The organism is Psychromonas hadalis ATCC BAA-638 (genome assembly GCF_000420245.1).
Lineage (GTDB): Bacteria > Pseudomonadota > Gammaproteobacteria > Enterobacterales > Psychromonadaceae > Psychromonas > Psychromonas hadalis.
The window spans coordinates 1-17,239 of the sequence record NZ_ATUO01000084.1 but is presented as its reverse complement, the minus strand read 5'-3'; the positions used below and the strand labels follow the sequence as shown (position 1 = coordinate 17,239).

13 protein-coding genes and 1 pseudogene are annotated in these 17,239 nt (G+C 38.2%); 7 read left to right on the top strand and 7 right to left on the bottom strand.

The genetic code is table 11. The features are described from left to right. Positions 1-572 precede the first annotated feature (572 nt). Positions 573-1,898 carry a GTPase HflX gene (hflX, locus tag G322_RS0111420; RefSeq protein WP_022941908.1) on the bottom strand — a complete coding sequence of 442 codons (1,326 nt, stop codon included), beginning with the start codon at positions 1,896-1,898 and terminating at the stop codon, positions 573-575. A 222-nt stretch (positions 1,899-2,120) separates the two neighbouring features. Between hflX and parC the strand changes: the two genes are divergently transcribed. Genes parC through rraB form a run of 3 tightly spaced genes read left to right on the top strand, consistent with a single transcriptional unit; the run spans position 2,121 to position 5,532 of the window. Continuing rightward, positions 2,121-4,391 carry a DNA topoisomerase IV subunit A gene (gene parC, locus G322_RS0111415; RefSeq protein WP_022941907.1) on the top strand — a complete coding sequence of 757 codons (2,271 nt, stop codon included), beginning with the start codon at positions 2,121-2,123 and terminating at the stop codon, positions 4,389-4,391. Positions 4,392-4,393: 2 nt separating this feature from the next. After that, entirely contained in the window at positions 4,394-5,137 is a 744-nt protein-coding gene (locus tag G322_RS0111410; protein WP_022941906.1) for a 1-acylglycerol-3-phosphate O-acyltransferase, read from the top strand. Positions 5,138-5,148: 11 nt separating this feature from the next. After that, complete coding sequence (gene rraB / locus G322_RS0111405; protein WP_022941905.1) at positions 5,149-5,532, top strand: ribonuclease E inhibitor RraB; 384 nt, start codon at positions 5,149-5,151, stop codon at positions 5,530-5,532. Between the two features lie 255 nt (positions 5,533-5,787). On the opposite strand, the gene G322_RS0111395 is transcribed toward rraB, so the two are convergent. Continuing rightward, positions 5,788-6,180 carry a DUF2750 domain-containing protein gene (locus G322_RS0111395; protein ID WP_022941903.1) on the bottom strand — a complete coding sequence of 131 codons (393 nt, stop codon included), beginning with the start codon at positions 6,178-6,180 and terminating at the stop codon, positions 5,788-5,790. Between the two features lies 1 nt (position 6,181). Then, entirely contained in the window at positions 6,182-6,448 is a 267-nt protein-coding gene (gene ubiK, locus G322_RS0111390; protein ID WP_022941902.1) for a ubiquinone biosynthesis accessory factor UbiK, read from the bottom strand. A 911-nt stretch (positions 6,449-7,359) separates the two neighbouring features. Here ubiK and G322_RS0111375 point away from each other — a divergent pair. Next, positions 7,360-8,265: a DMT family transporter gene (locus G322_RS0111375; protein WP_022941899.1), complete on the top strand. Its 906-nt coding sequence runs from the start codon at positions 7,360-7,362 to the stop codon at positions 8,263-8,265. A gap of 55 nt (positions 8,266-8,320) precedes the next feature. Next, positions 8,321-9,371 (top strand): annotated as a pseudogene (locus G322_RS24815) (IS701 family transposase). Here G322_RS24815 and G322_RS0111360 read toward each other — a convergent pair. From G322_RS0111360 to G322_RS22310, 3 genes are all read right to left on the bottom strand, one after another. Then, entirely contained in the window at positions 9,313-9,666 is a 354-nt protein-coding gene (locus G322_RS0111360; protein WP_022941898.1) for a hypothetical protein, read from the bottom strand. The pseudogene G322_RS24815 and the gene G322_RS0111360 overlap by 59 nt on opposite strands. A gap of 72 nt (positions 9,667-9,738) precedes the next feature. Next, complete coding sequence (locus tag G322_RS0111355) at positions 9,739-11,268, bottom strand: HD domain-containing phosphohydrolase (protein WP_022941897.1); 1,530 nt, start codon at positions 11,266-11,268, stop codon at positions 9,739-9,741. A gap of 9 nt (positions 11,269-11,277) precedes the next feature. Further along, positions 11,278-12,930: a sensor histidine kinase gene (locus tag G322_RS22310; protein WP_022941896.1), complete on the bottom strand. Its 1,653-nt coding sequence runs from the start codon at positions 12,928-12,930 to the stop codon at positions 11,278-11,280. Between the two features lie 703 nt (positions 12,931-13,633). On the opposite strand from G322_RS22310, the gene G322_RS0111345 reads away from it, so the two are divergent. Next, positions 13,634-14,401 (top strand): substrate-binding periplasmic protein, encoded by a 768-nt coding sequence (locus G322_RS0111345; RefSeq protein WP_022941895.1) that lies wholly within the window; start codon positions 13,634-13,636, stop codon positions 14,399-14,401. Positions 14,402-14,448: 47 nt separating this feature from the next. On the opposite strand, the gene ilvY is transcribed toward G322_RS0111345, so the two are convergent. Further along, positions 14,449-15,330: an HTH-type transcriptional activator IlvY gene (gene ilvY / locus G322_RS0111340; protein WP_022941894.1), complete on the bottom strand. Its 882-nt coding sequence runs from the start codon at positions 15,328-15,330 to the stop codon at positions 14,449-14,451. 147 nt (positions 15,331-15,477) lie between these two features. On the opposite strand from ilvY, the gene ilvC reads away from it, so the two are divergent. After that, on the top strand, positions 15,478-16,959 hold the full coding sequence (ilvC, locus tag G322_RS0111335) for a ketol-acid reductoisomerase (RefSeq protein WP_022941893.1): 1,482 nt from the start codon (positions 15,478-15,480) through the stop codon (positions 16,957-16,959). Positions 16,960-17,239 lie beyond the last annotated feature (280 nt).

Genomic DNA, 17,239 nt, shown 5'->3' with positions numbered 1-17,239 from the left:
GTTAAAATAGAGATCACGGCACTTGCTAAAGCTGTTTTTATCAAAATTTTCATCATATGCTCCATCTGTTTTTTTGTTAATTTGACTTATAATAAATAAGTACCTTGATTATAGTTACTAATGTGATCTATACCCATGTTACTTCAAGATGCTTTGTCAGGCACAAGCTCGATAATCAGAGCAAGGCACAACACGAGGTAATGGTTATTCCCTTTCCGCTTGTTGTAACGTAGGGCTGATTTTCGAGCTTGCGCCCCGTAGGGCAAGGCAACTTGTACCAATCTACGTCGTTATGAAATTTCGACTTAGAATGACTAGGCTTCAATTTTATGCCTAGCATCTCGGCACAATTTGCCTTGCTGACTTTGCATCTCGAAGCATCATGGGTATATATATTATTTTTGTTAGGAGGTAGAAAATCGGGGAACATCTCTATCTTTGCAGTATCGTTTCATCAAAATATAAATCCACAATGTGGATAATCAATAAACTCAAACAGAATTCATAAAAGAATAAGAGTGCTAAACATTCTCACGCTTATTCTATTAATAACAAATATTTTTCCTCACTATTCAAAAAGAGCTTTGTAACATTTTATGTAATCGCTCTAACGCTATCGGGCTCGCTTTGAGTGTTATACGCATACCATCTTCATGATATTGCTCATCGATCACCTGCATTTTACTGTGGATTTCACCCATAATACCGCTTGCTGTATAAGGGATATGAAAACAAGCTGCACACATTTTCTTTTCCAGAAAAGTTTGAATTTCTTGGTGTACTAATGCGACATCTGTTTTGTTTAGCGTACTGATTTGCAATGCATCAGGGTATTGTTCCAACAGTGCTAACTGCTGCTCTTCGCTCAAACAATCGACCTTATTCAGCAATAATATTTTGTTATTAAAATCGACATTTAACTCACCTAATACATGATCCACCACATCTAAATGTGCGCTAAAGTTTTCATCGGATGCATCAACCACGTAGAGTAAGAGATCCGCATCTTTTGCCTCTTCTAAGGTGGAATGAAATGATGCCACTAAATCATGCGGTAATTTTTTAATAAAACCGACCGTGTCTGAAATTAAAATACGTGGCTGCGTTGGGGGTTGAAGAGTACGCACCGTGGTATCTAAGGTCGCAAACAACTTATCTTCCACTAATACGTCTGATCCGGTTAAAGCACGCATTAATGACGATTTACCGGCATTAGTGTAACCCACTAACGCGACACACAACTGCTCGATACGGCCACTGCGCCTACCTTGCATCTCTTGTTGTAATTTTTTCAGCTCACGCTTTAAGTCGGCAATTTTATCGCGGATACGACGACGATTAACTTCAAAGGCACTTTCACCTATCCAACGGCCTTTTTGACGTTCGCGATCGCCACTATTTTCATCACGTATTCTTGGTGTTAAATAGTTAAGTCGCGCAATTTCTACTTGTAATTTCGCCGTACGCGTACGCGCATGCTTACTAAATATTTCAATAATAATACGCGTTCTATCATACACTTCCACGCCTAAAGCCAGCTCAACAGTACGTAATTGATTAGGGCTCAGTTCGCAATCAAATACCACCACATTCGCCTGTAGTTGCACGTCTGATGTGGCTAATAGGTCGCTTAATTCATCTTGGTCAAATTCAACCTGTGACGCAGAGTCATCCGTTAAAGCAGCTAACTCTTCAAGCTTGCCAGAGCCTAATACGGAGAGTTGCTTGGTTGATTTTTGACGTTGCGTTTCAGTGCCAACCACAGAAAACCCTAAGGTCGTCACTAATCGCCCTAATTCAGACAGTGACTCGTCCACCTCCTGTTGCGTCACATTAGGGGTGCGAATAGAAATTAATAAAGCACGGGTTGTAGTGTGTTCTGTTGTAGCGATCGACATAGCGAAACTCATAACTTAAAGTAATATATAAGCATCCTACCTGTTTGCGTAGCGCTTATATACGAATACATAAAATAAAAAATCAAAGGGTCAGAGCCACTGAAAATCAAAGACTCTGACCCTTTGATTTCACACTCACAAATCCCATTAAAACCTCACTGCCTCCCTACAAATTACGTTATACTGCCCCTTTTCTTTTTTCGATTGATAAGGCCATAAAAGATGAGTGAATCCTTAGATTTAAGCTTGCAAGGTATCGAGCAATTACCACTGGCTAAATTTACTGAAGATGCCTACCTGAACTACTCCATGTACGTAATAATGGACAGGGCATTACCCCATATTGGTGATGGTTTAAAACCCGTGCAACGGCGTATCATTTTTGCCATGTCAGAGCTTGGCCTTTCTGCGCTTTCTAAACATAAAAAATCAGCTCGTACGGTGGGTGATGTATTAGGAAAATATCATCCACATGGTGATAGCGCTTGTTATGAAGCAATGGTATTAATGGCGCAGCCTTTCTCATATCGCTACCCTCTGATTGATGGCCAAGGTAACTGGGGCGCACCGGATGATCCCAAATCGTTTGCTGCAATGCGTTACACCGAATCGCGTTTATCGGCCTTTTCAGAAATATTACTGTCAGAGATAAACCAAGGGACAACCGATTGGAAACCTAACTTTGATGGCACGATGAAAGAGCCAGAACTGTTGCCTGCACGTCTGCCTCATATCCTGTTAAACGGTATTACTGGCATTGCAGTGGGCATGGCAACCGATGTACCACCACATAATGTGCGTGAAGTTGCTAATGCATGTCTGCACCTTATTGATAACCCCAAAGCTACATTAGATGAGCTGATAGACTTTGTGCAGGGGCCAGATTACCCCACTGAAGCAGAGATAATTACCCCACGTAGCGAGATTAAAAAAATCTACACGACGGGTCGCGGTAGCTTTAAAAGCCGTGCGGTTTACTGCATCGAAAACGGTGAAATTGTGATTAGCGCCCTGCCTCATCGTGTATCGGGCGGTAAGATTTTAAAAGATATTGCCAAGCAGATGATCGACAAAAAACTGCCGATGGTTGCCGACTTGCGTGATGAGTCAGACCGGTACAATCCCACTCGTCTGGTGGTTGTACCTCGCTCTAATCGTGTCGATTTAGAAGCTTTGATGCACCATCTGTTTGCTTCTACCGATTTAGAGGTCAATCATAAAGTTAACCTTAATATGATCGGCCTTGATAAACGTCCACAGGTAAAAGGATTAGTTAAAATTCTGACTGAGTGGTTAGTTTATCGCAAAAGCACCGTACGCCGTCGTTTACAGTTCCGCCTTGATAAAATCGAAACCCGTTTACACCTTTTAGAAGGGTTATTAATCGCTTATCTCAATATTGATGAAGTGATTGAGATCATCCGCACCTTTGATGATGCCAAAGCAGAATTGATAAATCGTTTTACCCTTTCTGAGCGTCAGGCACACGCCATTTTAGAGATAAAACTGCGTCAACTTGCCAAATTAGAAGAGATTCAAATTCGTGGCGAAATCGCAGAACTCAGTGAAGAGCAGAAAAAACTGGCATTGCTGCTTGGTTCAGACAGACGTTTAAATACCTTGATCAAAAAAGAGATCAAAGCAGACGCACTTAAATATGGTGATGACAGACGCTCTCCCATTGTTGAGCGTCTTGAGGCCAAAGCACTCACTGAAAAAGAGTTAATGCCAAGTGAGCAGGTCACTATTGTACTTTCAACCCAAGGTTGGGTGCGCTCTGCCAAAGGCCATGATATTGATGCGGCTGCGCTCAGTTATAAAGCGGGCGATGAATTCCTCACCAGTGCCCAAGGAAAAAGTAACCAAAGCTGTATTTTCCTTGATGCAACGGGTCGCGCTTATTCACTTGATGCACATTCACTGCCCTCTGCACGTTCGCAGGGTGAACCGTTGACCGGGCGTTTTAATCAAAATGATAATGTCCCCTTTGTGAATATATTGATGGGAGAGGAGAGCAACCGCTATATTATCAGTAGCGATCACGGTTATGGTTTTGTGGCTAAATTTAGTGATATCAATAGTCGCAATAAGAACGGTAAAGCGCTGATCAACCTTGGTAAAAATGCACAGTTAATGCCGGCACAAAAACTCAGTGAGAATGACAGCGATCTCTGTTTAACCATCAGTAACGAAGGCAGAATGTTGATTTTCCCTGTGAATAGTTTACCGAATTTGAGCAAAGGCAAAGGCAATAAAATGATCAACATCATGAGTGCAAAAGCGACTAAACGCGAAGAGTTTGTTACCATGTTGAAAATCATTCCAGAGGGAAGCGCTGTAACCCTGCATGCAGGTAAACGTAAGCTAACCCTCAAACCCGTTGATCTAACGGCTTATCAAGGTGAACGAGGTCGTCGTGGTAGTAAACTACCGCGTGGATTACAACGTGTTGATAACGTCGAAGTAATTACTGTTTCAGAAGAAGAGAATTAAAAATGTTATTGATAGCCCGTTTTATCTTACTTATATTTGCCGTGATCCTAATGAGTATCTACTGCATTTTTTATTGTGCATTAAGCCCACGTAACCCCAAAAACACCTACCACTTTGCTATCTTATTTAGCAAAATGTCACGTATTGTGGGGTTAAAAGTCACTTACCGTGTACCAGAAGAAGCTAAAAACTATGGCTCTGCCGTTTATATTGCCAACCATCAAAATAATTACGATATGGTCACCACAACGGGCGTCGTTCAACCGGGCTCAGTGACTATCGGTAAAAAAAGCTTAGTGTGGATACCTTTTTTTGGCATCATTTACTGGTTAACAGGGAATGTGATGATTGATCGAGATAACCAAAAAAGCGCTAAAGATACCATGAAAAAGGTGGTTGAGCAGATGCACAAAAAAAATCTAGGCATTTGGTTTTTCCCAGAAGGAACACGTAGTCGTGGCCGTGGTTTATTGCCTTTTAAAATGGGTGCATTTCACACGGCACTACAAGCTGGCGTGAATGTAATACCAACCGTTGTTTCTAGCACTCATGAGCAGGTTAACCTCAACCGCTGGGATAACGGTGAAGTGATCGTAGAAATGTTGCCACCAATTGATATCAGCCAATACAAAAAACGGGAAATCCGCCGTTTAATGAACGATGCACATGAAATAATGGCAGCTAAATATGAACAACTCAACAAAGAAGTCAAACGTCCAGATAACAATTCTGATTGTTGCGGTTAAGGAGATAAAAAATGAGTGAAGAGAACCTAAGTAACGAGAGTCTGAGTAAAGAAGAATTATTACAAGAGCTTGCTGATGAAACACAAGATATTGTAGAGGCAGTATTAGAAGATGGCAGTAACCCTGATGCGGTTTACATGATTGAACATCATCTATCATGTACCGATTTTGATAGCCTCGAAAAAGCCGCCATTGCTTGTTTTAAAAAAGGTTATGAAGTCACCGACCCTGAAGAGTTAGAACTTGAAGATGGCTCAATCATTTTAGCCTTTGATGTGGTGGTTGAGATGAACCTTGATGAGCAAGATATTTTTGAAGATGTAGAAAAGCTATTTACCTTAGCACAATCATTTGGCATCGATTACGATGGTTGGGGAACTTACCCAGAAGAATGATGATATACCCATGATACTTCAAGATGCAAAGGCAGCAAGGCATCTTGAGGTAACATGGGTATATATCATCAGTTGGAAGTGCGACTTTAACGACGTAAATTACACAGGCGAGACTAAAGTTTCACGTCCAAAAGCGATCACCTCTTTATTGAAATTGCTATCATCATTAATATTTCTTGAAGAATTTGCAATAAATAAAAAAGGCCCGATTAAGATAACTTAATCGGGCCTTTTCTGTTTGCATTAATCTATTAATTAATGCGCTGTTTTATCTTCTGTTTTACTCAAAATTTGTGATTTTTCAAGCAATGAATTCTTTAATACCATCGCTTCAATCTCCAGACCGTATAACTCTTCATCCCAGTTCACACCCGCAAACACTTGTTTACTTTGCATGCCATCAAGCCATGAGTCTAAAAAGACGCTCAGCTCAATCGGCGTGATTTTATAGTTTTTCCACTCTGCATTCTGTAGTTTTTTAGCTGTTTTTTCATCAGACCAAAATAGATAAACGGCTTGTGCATCATTATTGTCATGTGCATGGCAATTCGCCCAGCCCTCTTTTTCATCGAATAAACCATATAATGTCAGGCTTTCACAAACATCATCAACAAACTTTTCTGCATTTTTTAAATATAACTCTTTCATCTTATTTCTCTGCTTTTTCTACGGGTGCTAATTTCTTTTCAAACTCAGCAAGTTTTGCTTCCATCTCCGCTAATTTCTCACGCGTACGCAATAATACATGCGTTTGCACATCAAACTCTTCACGGCTCACCATATCAAGCTTCCCCAGTTGTGCTTGCAAAACTTGTTTTATCTTGCGATCGACTTCGGTTCCGAAATTCTTCACGCTTGCAGGCATGGAGTCGCTGACCTGTTTAGCGATCTCTTCTAATTTTTTTGGATTAAACATGATTGGCTCCTTAAGTTTGAACTTCTATTGTAAACACACTGTTTCATTATTTCTATATTTTCACAAAAAAAATCAGTCAGGGTGTTGATTATAAATATGGGTGAAAAGTTAAAAACCACCCTCAAACAGTTGACTTAATTGAGGATATAACTGACTACCAGCACAATTTTAAAACTCTTTTTAGCATCAATCAGTGGCTAAGTTTATTTATAGCAACATTTACGACAAACTGCCATTGTGGTAATGCGTTCTTCAGACTGATTTCAAACACTTGTGTCTCTTCATCGACGTTAAGTTAATCTATTTCTTAAAAATAGAGATCGATCCTATCCACCTCCGCTTTTTCTAACCAATATTTTATTTAAAATAATAAAAATAGTGTCATCACTACGATCTAAGTGATGGTATTAAATACAATAGTGCTGCATGAACGTTTTCCTTCACTTTAAATGCATTTTCAAATAACCCTCTTTCATGAACGGGCAATTTATTCATCTCATTGTGGTACAGTATTTTTGCATCATCGCCGTTGCAGAAAACATATTTCATCGGTATTCCATCTGCAAAACCGCAAATACTTCCGGGGATTCCACGCCCATTTTTGTGGAATAAATAGAGGTGTTAAACATAAAAGACAAGCAATTAATGGATTGGGAGAAGTACCGCTAAGTGGGTTTATCAATCGCTTACATTAAAGGGGACTGTAAGCTTTTTCTGACAACAGAAAAGATCTTTATTTTCGTTCTTCATACCAAAAAGATAAGGCTGTCCTCGATCTTTTATAACGCGTATACTGACACTAACTACGTAGCAACTATACCCTTCAAGGTTGAATCTGCCAACTTCATAATCAACATGAAAAAATAGCGACATTTTATTTACTCATACTTGATTACCCTGCGAAGGTAAAAATGATTAAAAATCAAAAAAAAGCCACTATTTATGCCTTAATTGCTGTGGCAATGTGGTCTACCGTCGCCAGCGCTTTTAAGCTAACCTTAACTTATTTTTCGCCCATACAAATGTTATTGGTGGCAACATTCAGCAGTATTTTAACCTTAAGCTGTTTGTGTTTTTATCAAGGTAAATTAGCACTTTTAAAACCTTATTTTTTAAAACGCCCTTACTATTACCTAACCTTAGGGTTAATTAATCCATGTTTTTATTATCTAATTCTATTTCAAGCCTATGATCTACTACCCGCTCAGCAAGCACAGGCATTAAATTACACTTGGGCAATTACCCTAACCCTACTAGCAGTGCCTTTTCTTGGACAAAAGCTCACTAAAAGAGATGCTATTGCCATCGTATTGGCCTACACAGGGGTTTTAGTTATTGCGACCAGAGGTAACCTAATAGCACTAGATTTTACAAGTCCAGTTGGTGTATTTCTTGCGCTATTTAGCACATTACTGTGGGCTATGTATTGGATTTTAAATACTAAAAACACAGCAGATCCTATTGTTTCTTTATTGCTGTGTTTTTTATTGGGATTTCCTGCGATATTAATCGCTACCCCTATATTAAGTGACTTTAATATGCCAGATTGGCAAGGCTGGGTGGGCGCTATTTACATAGGATTATTTGAAATGGGTTTTGCCTTTGTTGCTTGGTTAACGGCGTTGCGTTACGCAGAAAATACCGCCAAAATCAGTAATCTTATTTTTATTTCCCCTTTTGTTTCCTTAATGCTGTTAAGTTTTATTATTGATGAACCCATCTACCCAGCAACCATAGTAGGGCTCATTTTCATTATGAGTGGCCTGTTAATTCAGCAAATGAAAGTAAAAACGGCAAGTAAAAATCTTTCTAACTGATGTTACGCAGTAAGACTAAACTTTCATTTTTAAAACCGCTAAAGTGGATCGATGAATAAAAAAACAAATATTTGAGCTGTACATTGATTATTTTTTCACCTCATTTAGTTACACAACGGCAACAGCCCTATCTAATTTTTTAGATGGAGAAATTAGCCACGATCAAATTACTCACTTTTTTTCACACAAGCAGTTTAGCTCAGCAGATTTGTGGCAAAATGTAAAAAAAGAAGTCCGTGAAATAGAATCTGATGAAAGTGTATTAATCTTTGATGATACGCTTCAAAAAAAGCCTTATTCCAGTGAAAATAAGCTTATTAACCGGCACTTTGATCATACTGTTGGTCGTTCTGTGAAAGGTATTAATTTACTGAATTGTATTTATCATTCTAATAAAACAAGCCTCCCAGTTGCCTTTAAACTAATAACGAAACCGATTCAATACTCAGACATCTCCACGAGGAAAATAAAAATAAAAAGAAAAAGTGAAACAACTAACAATGACGATTTGATTGAGATCCTCAAAGCATGTAAACAAAATAAGTTAAAATGGCGCTATGTATGGCTGACAGTTTGTTTTCATCCATCGGTAATATGAAATTTATCCATGATAAAATGAAAAAGTATTTTTATTGGCGTTAAAAAACAATCGCTTAATAGCACTTAGCAAAGAAGATAAATTACAAGGACGCTTTCAACGCATTGATTCATTGACACTCCAATCTGCGGTTGGATAAAAGGAATGGGTATTCTCGTTGTTTTACATCGACAAATCTTTAAAAAAAATGGCAGTGAAGGGATATACTATTTGATTAGTAATGATATTGAGCTAGATAAAAAGTCAATGGAAAAAATCTATCAAAAACGGTGGAAAGTTGAGGTTTTCCATAAAAACATAAAATCCAACACTGCATTAGCAAAATCACCAGCCAAAACAATCAAGACGCAAAGCAACCCTATTTTCATGTCATTGCTAGCCACAGTAAAGTTAGAGTGCTGAGTATAAAAAAGGGCTAACGACATTCGGTTTGAAAATGAAAGTTTATATCAAAGCACAAAAAGCAGCAATTGAGGCTTTGCACCTAGAGCGAGCCTCAACTGCGTAACATCAGTTAATAATACTGCGCACGCGAGCACCTCACTTTCTAATTTAGCAGCGACTAAACCAGTATCAGTCACCCAATCAATATTGCCGGCACGGATCTCTTTTTTTAACTCACTGTAATTTTTTACGCTAATAACCTTACCGGAAGTAAACCCATCATCTTTAAGCTTATTAGCAATATAGTCCGCCATCTCCTGTAACTGCTGCGCATTTTTTACAGGGTTACTGCCAATACGACCAATAACAAAAGGTTTACTACTCAAAAAAACAAAAAGTAATAAAATATATTTACACATGATTAGGGCTTTTTATAAAAATGTGATTATAAATAAAATACTGTTTTTTACAAAGTATAAAATACAATTCTCTTAATCTGGGTGTTGATTATAAATATCTGCAAATAGTTGAAAGTTATCCTCAAACAGTTGACTTAATTGAGGGTCGAACTGACTACCTGCACAATTTTCAATCTCTTTTTTAGCCTCAATAAGTGGCCAAGCTTGTTTATAACAACGCTTACTACAAAGTGCGTCAAATACATCTGCAATTGCAGTTATGCGCCCTTCAATGCTGATTTCAAACTCTTTTTTACCATTAGGATAACCACTACCATCCCATTTTTCATGATGATCGATAACCAAATTAGAGGCCATTTTAATAATGGCATTATCTAACCCTTGCAATATTTCCCAACCTTTAATGACATGCAACTTCATCTCTTCCCACTCTGTGGTGTTTAATGGCCCCTCTTTTTTAAGCACGTTATCTGGGACACCCACCTTACCCACATCATGTAACTGTGCGGCCAAACGAATACGTTCACAAAAAAATTTATCTTCACCATGTAATTTTGCTAACAGTGATGCAAATAAACCCACTCGAACAACGTGCTCTCCCGTCTCTTTAGAGTGTGACTCCATGGTACCGCCAAGCAAAGTAATCGCTAACTCTTGCGTTTCTTCATAGGCATTAACCAATAATAAATTTTCATAGCTTAGTAATACATTTCTTAAGAAGAGGTCGATCATATCCACCTCCGATTTTTCTAATAAATGTTTTATTTCAAATGCAAAAATAGTGTCATAGCCACGTTCAGAGTGATGGTAATAAACGTAATGATTCTGATCATGAAAATTCTTTTTTACCTTAAGTGCATTTTCAAATAACTCTCTTTCATGGTCAGGTAATTTGCTCATATCACTGTGCTGTAATATTTTCACATCAGAGCCATTAGTAGAAAACATATTTAATCGGTCTTCCATCTGTGAAATAGCAAATGCCTCGGGTGATTCCACTAGCATCTTTGTGGAAGTGATATTTAAAACCAATTTTATTTGTGCAAGCACCGCGCCCGCAAAGTTAAGCAGATCTCCCACCTGACTAATACTGGCAATAGATTCAATCACCTGCTCTAGAATTTCACGATGTTTTTGCAATTGACAAATATCACGATAAGCGCGCAGTGAGGTGTAAAACGAGGATTCTAAATCTTGCTTGCGTAGCTCTGCTTTATTTTTATAACCGTCAATATCAAAATCACGAATCACACTTTGCTCTGGAGCAATGCCGGGTTGCCCCGTTCTTAAAATAATACGGCTAAAACGATTATTTAACTGTTGACGAATATAACGTGCTAAATCGAGCCCCGCATTTTCAGTTTCCATCACCACATCAAGTAAAATCAATGAGTAACGTTCACCTTTATTGAGCAGTTCACGCGCCTCTTGTGCTGAATAAGCACTAAAAAAGCGCATACTTTTCCCTTCAAAAGTAAAGTGCTTCATGGTTAAAGTCGTTGATGTATGCACATCAACTTCATCATCCACAATTAATATATTGCAGTAATCATCGGTACTTAACACCTCTACTTGTGTTTCCTCTTCCGCTAACCAATCCACTATAAACTCCTATTTATCACTGCTAGTTTGCATTGGAAAACGAATGAAAAATGTCGTTCCCTCTTGCAAAATAGATTTGCATTTAATACGACCTTTAAGCTGATGCACCACTAAATTATAGACAATGCTCAACCCCAAACCACTCCCGCCATGACCACGTTGCGTCGTAAAAAAAGGTTCAAATATTTTTTCGGCAACATCAAAGGGCATGCCCTTACCGTCATCAGAAACCTCTATCAACATCTCATTATCTTTAATACTTAACTGAAAATTTATATTGCCAGCATCTTGGCTATTATTAAACGCGTGAATAAGCGAGTTCATCACTAAATTAGTCACAATTTGTGCAATCGCGCCGGGGTAGGTTGTCAAAAAAGGTTCATCGGGTGGAACATTCACGGTGATTTTTATTGCTGTTTTTTTAATGCGAGGGTGCAAGCTAAGCAATACTTCATCGATATATTCACTGACTTTAAAAGAGCGCACCTCATCACTACTTTGATCCACCGCAACCTGTTTAAAACTACTGATTAAATTAGCGGCTCTATCTAAGTTAGCAAGTAATAAGGTACAATTTTCTAGTGTTTCAGAGCAATAGCGATCTAAATCTGAGCGTTTCAGTACACCACTTTCAACATTTGCTAATAACAGTTTCGTTTCTTCATGTAGATGAGAGCCAAGGGTGACACTGATACCTAGCGGCGTATTTACCTCATGCGCAACGCCACTGACTAAATTACCCAGTGAAGCCATCTTCTCAGATTCCACCAATTGACTTTTTGTCATCTCCATCTCATGGATCACTACCTTTAACTGCTCACGCTTTTCAAATAGCTCTAGGGTTCGATTAGAAACCTCTTTGCGTAGTGCTTTTACGAACAAAACTTTATTTTTTGACTGTTTATAAAGGTTATAAAGTAGAAAAAATATTAATAGCAAAAAAGAGAGTGTGGTCAAGGTTGCAAATAGATAATAGCGTGTTGTAATTAACGCAAGTTCTTTAGAGCTACGCGGCTCTTGTAGATCAAAAAATTGATTAATATAACGCTTAGTCAACGTTTTTTTCAACAGATAGTCATCATGATAGAGTAACGAAATGGCATGTGAACGTTGGGTGCTAGAGGCGTAATCAGCACCACTGTTCAACCCACTTTTCACCTCAGAAAAAGCTTGTAACTCAACCCTCGATAGTTGGTTAGAGATATTTTTGGCTTTGAATAACAGATCTACCTCTTCTTGAAATAGATTAAGCGCTGACATTAATTGTTTAAAGGATCTTTTTTCACCAACAGGGAAAGGCGACAATCCATTTTCAGGCATCAACATATCCCAATAAACACGATGGTAAAATTGTGGGCGAGACGGCTTTCCCCGACGAATATCTAAAATTTCATTATAGAACTCAAAATATTTTTGCTCACCTGTCACCGCATAACTACGTGCCATTAATGTTAATTGATCTGAACGTTGATGTAACTGTGTTGCTAATAGGTAAGCTTGATAACGCTGTTCATTTGCATCTTGAGACTGTTTTAAGCTGTGATAAGAAAAGTAAGTAAATAGCAGAGAAAAGAGACAAAAAACCAATGCTAAAAGTGACGTTGGGTAAAGTGAAAGTACACTTGGTAAGTGGTTTTCTTTAATGGCTGAACGCTTACGCATAGTTTCTCCTAAGAGCTTAAAATTTAGCACCTTAAGAGCATAATTTACAATTCACTATTTTGCGTTATTGAGATCTTGTTTTTTGATAAATAAGTGGGCCTATTCACGACCCACTTTATTAATGAGCGTTAATCAATACCTTCGCCAAAATGGAAACCAACCCATTTCGGCTAACTTTTTCACCGGTAAGCATTTGATTTTTATTGGCATTAAATTCTATTTTAAGCTTAAATAAAAATTGGCGAAGGCATTGTTAATAACTCACAATTCATCACTTTATCCACGGACTCCAATCAACATTTTTTGTCATGGTATTGTAACTCCACCATTTCGCCTGCTATAACAGGCCAAACGGGTTTAAATAATAGAGTTTAAGTACCGTTAACTTCTATTTATACAAATAAAAACAGCAGGATTAGAAAACGAACTTATTCTGTTTTTTTTTAGACCCGTTTGCTCTGCTTGCCATAACGCGCCCTCTTGTAGCACTTTATCACCCGATCATGCGGGGCGGTGACCGTGCCTAATGTAGCTAGTGCTTTTATTCGACATGCACAAATAGCAATCAATGGACGTCATTCCAAAATGTAAATTGTAAAATAAGAAATATCGACCTATTCTTTAATCGCTCTTTTCAGAATTAATCTATCTGTCAGCCAGTGCCAAAGAAAATTAGATCACTTAACATTTTAAAGGAAGATCAATGTTGTTTTTTAAAAACAGGTTGGCTTTTATATCAACTATCATTTTAATACTCATTATAAATCAGCCTATAGTAGAGGCCAGAGACTTTGAAATAGTTGGAACTTATGAGGTTCCCTATCGATTTATAGAAAAAGGAACATCTAATATTCAAGGTATTGATATTGATATAATTAGAGTGGTGATGGAGGAATTAAATATAGCTTATAATATAGAATTAATTAATTCTGGCAGTCGAATTATTAAACAAGCTACCACTGGAAAAGTTGATATGGTACTCAGTTTTTCTAAAAAATCAGATCGAACCTATTTACTATACCCCCAAAATTCTTATAAGAACTTATCATGGAATTTTTTCATTAATAAAAAGGATATAAGCAAAATAATTTATAATGAGTTAAGTGATTTGAAAGGATTACGGGTTGGAGCAACACAAGATTGGTCATACACGCCTGAATTTTGGCAGGCAGGATTGAATTTAAATGTGCTTACCAATAATAATTTGCAACTATTAAAACTATACCGAGGAAGAATTGATATTGTTCCTCTGAATACCACCTCAGCGCTTTATAAAATAAAGAAAAAAGGTTATTCGGATAAAATCACTTTCCTTCCTAAGCCATTAAAATCAAAACCTTATTTCAATGCTTTTGTCGTAGCATCTAGTTACCCCAATAAAGAAACGCTACTACAACGATATGATAAAATCATTTATCGCATGATAAATGATGGGACAATTCAAGAAATTTTCGACAAATATTTAAATTGAGACTTTCCAACTAAACGAAACTGGAGCGCCCTTAATAAATGTATAAGCTAGCTTTCAACACAGCTTATAAAAGCATCAATTAATGGCTCTTGTAAGCGTTTTTTATTACAGCAAACCCCCAGATCAAACGATTCGATGACACTGTTACTCGAAAGACTTTGTACCCGCTCACGCACGGGGCTATTTTCTATCACCACATCGGGCGCAATTCCCACACCACAGCCTAGTGCTACCATGCTAATTAATGCTTCATGTCCTGCAACTGTGGCATAAATATGTGGTTTTCCCACTTTAAGCTTTCGATGCCAATTATCAAAACGTCGCCTTACCGAACCATGTTCAGGTAAAATAAAGGGGATATTTTTCCACTCTATCGTTTGCTGATTTATCTGCTGTGTTACTGCACAGGGGGTTGTTGGTGCGATAATCGACAAGGGAATCTCGGCTAGTTTCTTAAAGTGCAATCCAGCAGGAAAATTATCAGGGTAAGCGGTTATCGCAAAATCAACCTGCTTTAATAAAACTTGGTCAACCGCCAGCGCACTATCGCCCGTGTTTAATTTGATCTCTATTTTAGGATGTAATTGCCTAAATTTATCCAAGATCGGAGGAAGGTGGCTATAAGCGGCGGTTACTGAACAATAGATATTAATCTGCCCTTCCAATTCACTTTTAGAGTCTTTTAATTCTGACTTTAATAACTCCCATTGATCTATCTGTTTCTGAGTATATTTTTTAAATATATTGCCTGCTTCAGTAAGCCTAACAGAACGATTATCCCTTATAAATAACGCAACATTAAGCTCATCTTCAATACGCGCAATACTGCGACTCAATGTAGAGGGGCTAATATGGTTAGCTTGTGCCGTTTTAGAAAAATGCAAACTATTACTCAACGATAAAAACAGCTGTAATGATTTTATATTCATTGAATCCTTATAAAGCAACGATAGTAAAAGTCATTGCACAATACGCAACGCTATGTTGCCAATATATCATTTTGCGCAATATAAGTTATACGTTATAGTGCGTTTCGTAAATAACCCTATTAAATAAACAATTGGAGCACCGCTAACATGGCTAACTACTTTAATACACTTCCTCTAAGTGAAAAACTAAACCAATTAGGTCAATGTCGTTTTATGGATCGTAGCGAATTCGCTGCAGGCTGTGAAGCATTAAAAGGCAAAAAAGTAGTGATTATCGGTTGTGGTGCACAAGGTCTTAATCAAGGCCTTAACATGCGCGACTCTGGCCTTGATGTTTCTTACACACTGCGCCCAGCGGCTATCAAAGAGCAACGCCAGTCTTGGAAAAATGCAACTGAAAATGGTTTCACAGTCGGTACTTACGAAGAGCTAATTCCAACAGCGGACCTTCTTTGTAACCTAACACCTGACAAACAGCATACTGCTGTTGTTGGCGCAGTTATGCCTCTTATGAAAGAAGGCGCAACACTGTCTTACTCACACGGTTTCAATATCGTTGAAGAAGGTATGCAAGTACGCGACGACATTACCGTTATTATGTGTGCACCTAAGTGCCCAGGCTCTGAAGTACGTGAAGAGTACAAACGTGGTTTTGGTGTGCCAACACTTATCGCAGTTCATCCAGCAAACGATCCACAAGGTCACGGTCTTGTTTGGGCTAAAGCTTACGCATCTGCAACAGGTGGCGATCGTGCTGGTGTGCTTATGTCATCTTTTGTTGCTGAAGTTAAATCTGATTTGATGGGTGAGCAAACTATCCTGTGTGGAATGTTACAGACAGGTGCAATCTTAGGTTATGAGAAAATGGTTGCCGATGGTATTGAGCCAGCATACGCTTCAAAACTGATTCAATACGGTTGGGAAACAGTCACTGAGGGTCTTAAATACGGTGGCATCACTAACATGATGGACCGTTTATCTAACCCCGCTAAAATCAAAGCGTTTGATATGGCTGATGAACTTAAAGCGATTCTACGCCCACTGTTCAACAAGCACATGGATGACATCATTGAAGGTGAATTTTCTGCAACAATGATGAAAGATTGGGCTAACGATGATGTTAACCTGCTTAAATGGCGCGCAACAACGGCTGAAACAGGTTTTGAAAAACAAATTGCAACCGATAAAAACATTGCTGAGCAAGAGTACTACGATCACGGTATCTTCTTAGTTGCGATGATTAAAGCAGGTGTTGAACTTGCATTTGAAGCGATGACAGCATCAGGTATCATTGATGAGTCTGCATACTACGAGTCTTTACATGAAACACCATTAATCGCTAACACCATCGCACGTAAAAAATTATATGAGATGAATGTGGTTATCTCTGATACTGCTGAATACGGTTGCTACCTGTTTGACCATGCTGCAAAACCACTGCTTGCTGATTTTGTTAAAGCGATGAGCCCAGAGTTTTTGGGTACAGCACTTAAAGTGACCTCTAATTCTGTTGATAACGCACGTTTAATTGAAGTTAATGAAGCGATTCGTAGCCACCCTGTAGAAATCGTAGGTAAAAAACTACGTGGTTACATGAAAGACATGAAAACGATTGTTGAAGCGTCTTAATTTTTAAACGCTAAGCACTGATATTAAGCCAAGCTATTTTGCTTGGCTTTTTTGTGTCTGCGCTTTGGGAAAAAAACTACGTTTGTTTAACATTCCAAAAGACATGAAAACGATCGTTGAAGCGTCTTAATTCTCTGAATTAAGTAGTTAAGCGATTATTAAGCCAAGGTTTTTACCTTGGCTTTTTTTGTATCTGAGCAGAAACTACGCGCGGTTTATTTACAAGACGAAAGAGATGAAAACGATTGTTGAAGCGTCTTAATTTTTAAACGCTAAGCAC